We start from the raw sequence: 4882 nt of genomic DNA on the forward strand, positions 1-4882 counted from the left end.
CGCCTGGACCACGGCACTGCCGGTCCATCCGAAACCGGCCTTACCAAGGCTGACGCCGTAGCGGATTGCCTTGCCGCCGTCGCGCACCAGATAGAGAAAGTGCTCGGAGACATCGACGACGATCGTGCCGGGTTTTTCTCCGGTCGGGTCGGACACGATCTGGCGCACGAACTTTGGATCGAGCTTGGCGACCGGGATTGCTGGCAGCTGATAGCCCTCGTCGGTGCGCGCCGCATACATGCTTGCGGTGTCGCCGAAAGCCGGATCGCTTGGCGGTGCCGCCACCGGCGGCGGTGGCGCCACGTCCGTCGTGGTGCACGCCGAAAGAGCCACGGACGCCGCGCCCAAGGCGGATGCACCGAGGAACGTGCGCCGGCTCAGGCGCTCAGAAAACAGCGGAATATCGGACATGTACCCCCCGGTCTATCCAGATCTGTAGGGCAGATCTGTAGGAATGCGGCCCCACGCATCGAGGATCAATATCCCATTCCGGAAGCTTTGAGAACATGATTAGATCAAGGCATGACCTGTTGCGTTGAATCGGCAATCATCGCGGACCGGACTTGAAACAAACCTTCGCCGAGTTGCCAGCCATGGACGAAAAAATGCCCGCCCGCCGGCGCACCGGCGACCTGACCAGCGGCCCGATCCCGCGCACGCTTTTGCTGTTTGCCCTGCCGGTGCTCGGCTCGAACGTGCTGCAGTCGCTCAACGGCTCGATCAACGCCGTCTGGGTCGGCCGCTTCCTCGGCGAATCGGCGTTGACGGCCACCTCCAACGCCAACCTCGTCCTCTTCCTCATCCTCGGCACGGTCTTCGGCATCGGCATGGCGGCGACCATCCTGGTGGCTCAGTCGGTCGGCGCCCGCGACCTGCCGGAAGCGCGCCGCATCGTCGGCACCAGCGCCACCTTCTTCTTCCTCATCTCGGTGGTGTTCGCGGTCTGCGGCTGGATCTGGGTCGACGCCATCCTCAATACGCTCGGCACACCGGCCGACGCCTTGCCGCTGGCGCGGTCCTATCTGCGCATCATCTTCGTCGCCGTGCCGATGATGAACCTCTTGTCCTTCGTCATGACCGTGCTGCGCGGTGCCGGCGATTCGCGCACGCCGTTCTTCTTCATGGCGCTGGCCGTCGTCCTCGACATCGTGCTCAACCCGTTGCTCATCCGTGGCATCGGGCCGTTTCCCGAGCTCGGTATCGCGGGCTCCGCCACGTCCACGCTGATCGGCCAGACGGTGAGCGTGATCGCCATCCTGATCGTGCTCTATGTGCGCAAGCATCCGCTGCGTCTGGCCGGCGCCAACCTCGCTCTGCTGCGGCCGGACCCCACCTTGCTGCGCATCGTCGTCTTCAAGGGCGTGCCGATGGGTCTGCAGATGATCGTCATCTCGGCGGCAGCGCTGACGGTGATGGGCATGGTCAACTCCTACGGCTCGCAGGTTGCCGCCGCCTACGGCATCGCCGCCCAGCTGTGGACCTACATCCAGATGCCGGCGCTCGCCATCGGTGCCGCCGTTTCCTCGATGGCGGCGCAGAATGTCGGCGCCGGGCGCTGGGACCGGATCGGCCGCATCGCCGCCTCAGGCGTCGGCTTCAACCTGGTCCTGACCGGCGCACTGGTTGCCGTGCTGTCGGTTTTCGACCGCTCGGTGCTGAGCCTATTCCTGAGCAGCGACAGTGCAGCGATCGACATCGCCGTCCACATCAACAATGTCGCGTCGTGGTCGTTCATCCTGTTCGGCATCACCATCGTGCTGTTCGCCACGGTGCGCGCCACCGGTGCGGTGATGCCGCCGCTGATCATCCTGGTGATCTCGGTGCTGGTCGTGCGAACCGGCTTTGCCTATTTCATGCGCGGCGTGATCGGCGAAGAAGCGCTGTGGTGGAGCTTTCCCACCGGTTCGATCACGTCGCTGGTGTTGGCCGCCGCCTACTACCGCTTCGGTCATTGGCGCACCCTGCACATGATCGAGGACAGGCCGGCCGCCGGCGAGCCGCCGGACACCGGACTTGGCGTGCCGCGTGGACGCGCGCATCTTTCGCCTGAGACGCCGAACGGCTGAAGGTCCGGATCCTTCTGGCCAAGGACATGGCGACAGGGCCACAAGCTGATTGCGGCCCTGCCCGTCATGCGATCCGGAACGCCCGGACCGGCGCAATCAACCCTATTTGCAGGGGAAGCCGGGCGCGATCTTGCACTTGCCGGGACGCGGCTTGTGCGGCGGGCGATGGTGCGGAGGACGATGATGCGGCCTATGGTGCCAATGCGGCGGCCGATGCGGCGGGCGCACGATGATGATCGGCGGGTGAACGATCTGGGAGCGCTCGAGATAGCCGGCGCTGGCCCAGCCGCTCACGCCGCCGCCATGGATCCGGCACCAGCCCGGCTCGCAGCCGGTGACATTCACCCTGAAGCCGGCGGGCAGCGTTCCAACCTTGGCGTATCCGGCTCCCGGCCCGGTACGGACATTGAGATTGGTCGTGGTGTGGGCGCTGTAGGCGAAGGCCGCGGCGGACGTCCCGAAGACCGCGGCCAGGATGGTCGCGACCACAAGCAGAAAACGAAATCTCATCAGTCCCTCCATTCGAACCCCGGCCGTTCGTCTGCTCCGGCCGGGACTGCCCTGCGAGGGGAGAGGCCAAGCCAGGAAAAGTCAACATGCGGCCGCCGCAACCATCCTGATCAGCGGGACTGATGCCGGAGTTTCCCTGGATAGGGTTGAGGAATTTCCCGAGCACCGTTTATCGGCCCTTCAACATCCGCTAACAGTTTACTGTCTTTCGACAATCCGTTGCGGGCAAAGGTGGGATCCATGGGCAAAGGCAGGGTCGAGGCATTCACCGACGGCGTCGTGGCCATCATCATCACCATCATGGTGCTTGAACTGAAAGTGCCGCATGGCGAGGATCTTTCGGCCCTGGTACCGCTGTGGCCTGTCTTCCTCTGCTACGTATTGTCCTTCATCAATGTCGGCATCTACTGGAACAATCTGCACAACATGTTCCACACCGTGCAACGCGTCGATGGTGGCGTGCTGTGGGCAAACCTCAATCTGCTGTTCTGGTTGTCGCTGATGCCGGTAACGACGGCCTTCATGGGCGAGAACCATTTCGCGCCGGTGCCGGTCGCGGTCTACGGCGCCGACCTCGCGCTAAGTGCTGTTGCCTTCAACATCCTGACCATCACTCTGCACCGGCTTCACGGCAGCGACAGCGCCTTTGCCAGGGCCCTGGGCGGCGACCGCAAAGGCAAGATCTCGCTCGCCTTCTACCTCGCGGCTATACCGCTCACCTTTGTCAGCCAATGGATTGGCGTCGCGATCTATGTGCTGGTCGCGACCGTATGGCTCGTGCCGGATACGCGTTTCGCGCGGGTAATCGAAAAGTAGCAGCTACTTGCGCATCGCTTTCAGTTTTTCCGCCACCGATGCGGCAAGGTCGGCATAGCGTTCCTCCAGCCGTTCCGCGGCTTTGATGATCGAGAAATCATGGCCGAACTTTTCCAGCGCCATGCGCAGTTTCTCGACGAACTCGGCTTGTTTCTCCAGGGCAGAAAAGAGTGTCTTCACCTGCGCTTCGCTGATGTCGGGATTGGCCAGCATCTGCGGCACCTCACGGCCCATCTGGTCGCCGGTGGCGGTCTGTTCCTTCAGGATTGCAACCCAGTCCGTCAATCAGGAAATCTCCACTTGCCCACCCATCTCCATGTTCGTCGGCAAAAGTCTTCTTTTGTCTCGGCAACATGCGCAGCCTCGACCGGACTGGTCAACCCGACTAGGCGAGCAGAGGCTTGCGCAAGCCCGTTCCAGCGCTAAGTTCGGCGCCATCGAGAGAAGGAACCCATCGCGCATGATCACCGACACCGAAATCCAGACCGCCCTGCCCGCGCTTGGCCGAGGCAACGCCGCCGTCATCACCGGCGCCGCCAGCGGCATCGGTCTTGCGGCCGCCAAGCGGTTTGCGATGATGGGCATGAAGATCGTGCTGGCCGACATTGGCGGCGCGCGCCTTGACGACGCCGCGCGCGCCGTCTCTGCGATTGCTGGCGACGATGCCGTGCTTGCCGTCGCCGCCGACGTTTCGAAGGCGGATGAGGTGGACCGTCTCGCCGAACGGGCGTTCGGCGCCTTCGGCGACGTGTCGCTGCTGATGAACAATGCCGGCGTCGGCGACAATCCCGGAAAGCCCTGGGAAAACCGCGATGCCTGGAAACGGCTGCTGGACATCAATTTCTGGGGCGTCGTGCATGGCGTCGAGGCCTTCGCGCCGCACATGCTGGCCTCGGCCAGGCCTGGCCTGATCATCAACACCGGCTCCAAGCAAGGCATCACCACGCCGCCCGGCAACCTTGCCTACAATGTCTCCAAGGCCGGGGTGAAGACCTTCACCGAAGGCCTGGCGCATGCGCTGCGCAACGAGGCCGGCGGCCATGTCTCGGCCCATCTGCTGATCCCTGGCTTCACCTTCACCGGGCTGACCGAGGGCGCGACGGAAAAGCCGGCCGGCGCCTGGACCGGCGAACAGGTCGTTGATTTCATGTTGGAAGCCCTGACCAGGGGCGATTTCTACATCCTGTGCCCGGACAATGAGGCGGCGCGGCCGCTGGATGAAAAGCGCATGGCCTGGGCAATCGGCGACATCATCGAGAACCGCCCCGCTTTGTCGCGCTGGCATCCCGACTACAAGGAGCCTTTCGCCGCGTTCATGAAAGGCTGACCTTCAGGCCGCGTGCTTTTTCGGCCTGCGCTTCTGCGCCACGGCCTTCTTCGCCGCCATGGCGGCGATATGCTCGTCGTGCCGCTTGGCGGCACGCTCGCATTTGTCGCGGATCTCCTCGACTTCTGATTCAGTCAGGTGCTCGATGCCGATGAAGTGGTTG

The 4882-nt window shown here is 63.8% G+C and carries 6 protein-coding genes and 1 pseudogene; 3 read left to right on the top strand and 4 right to left on the bottom strand.

The window, feature by feature from the left end; genetic code table 11:
- A partial coding sequence (locus EN935_RS22280; RefSeq protein WP_164771262.1) for a L,D-transpeptidase occupies positions 1–411 on the bottom strand: 411 nt, incomplete at its 3' end.
- A 182-nt stretch (positions 412–593) separates the two neighbouring features.
- On the opposite strand from EN935_RS22280, the gene EN935_RS22285 reads away from it, so the two are divergent.
- The gene (locus EN935_RS22285; RefSeq protein WP_127373620.1) at positions 594–2066 is read left to right on the top strand and encodes an MATE family efflux transporter; all 1473 of its coding nucleotides are present in this window, start codon (positions 594–596) and stop codon (positions 2064–2066) included.
- 102 nt (positions 2067–2168) lie between these two features.
- On the opposite strand, the gene EN935_RS22290 is transcribed toward EN935_RS22285, so the two are convergent.
- Positions 2169–2576: an SH3 domain-containing protein gene (locus EN935_RS22290; RefSeq protein ID WP_127264948.1), complete on the bottom strand. Its 408-nt coding sequence runs from the start codon at positions 2574–2576 to the stop codon at positions 2169–2171.
- Positions 2577–2816: 240 nt separating this feature from the next.
- On the opposite strand from EN935_RS22290, the gene EN935_RS22295 reads away from it, so the two are divergent.
- On the top strand, positions 2817–3392 hold the full coding sequence (locus tag EN935_RS22295; protein ID WP_126069542.1) for a TMEM175 family protein: 576 nt from the start codon (positions 2817–2819) through the stop codon (positions 3390–3392).
- Positions 3393–3395: 3 nt separating this feature from the next.
- On the opposite strand, the gene EN935_RS22300 is transcribed toward EN935_RS22295, so the two are convergent.
- The gene (locus EN935_RS22300; protein WP_023668298.1) at positions 3396–3677 is read right to left on the bottom strand and encodes a hypothetical protein; all 282 of its coding nucleotides are present in this window, start codon (positions 3675–3677) and stop codon (positions 3396–3398) included.
- 175 nt (positions 3678–3852) lie between these two features.
- Here EN935_RS22300 and EN935_RS22305 point away from each other — a divergent pair, with 175 nt between their 5' ends.
- The gene (locus EN935_RS22305; RefSeq protein WP_109668214.1) at positions 3853–4719 is read left to right on the top strand and encodes an SDR family NAD(P)-dependent oxidoreductase; all 867 of its coding nucleotides are present in this window, start codon (positions 3853–3855) and stop codon (positions 4717–4719) included.
- Between the two features lie 3 nt (positions 4720–4722).
- Here EN935_RS22305 and EN935_RS42205 read toward each other — a convergent pair.
- Positions 4723–4882, bottom strand: a pseudogene (locus EN935_RS42205) (low affinity iron permease family protein); the annotation flags it as partial.

The organism is Mesorhizobium sp. M7D.F.Ca.US.004.03.1.1, assembly GCF_003998635.1.
Classification (GTDB): Bacteria; Pseudomonadota; Alphaproteobacteria; order Rhizobiales; family Rhizobiaceae; genus Mesorhizobium; species Mesorhizobium loti.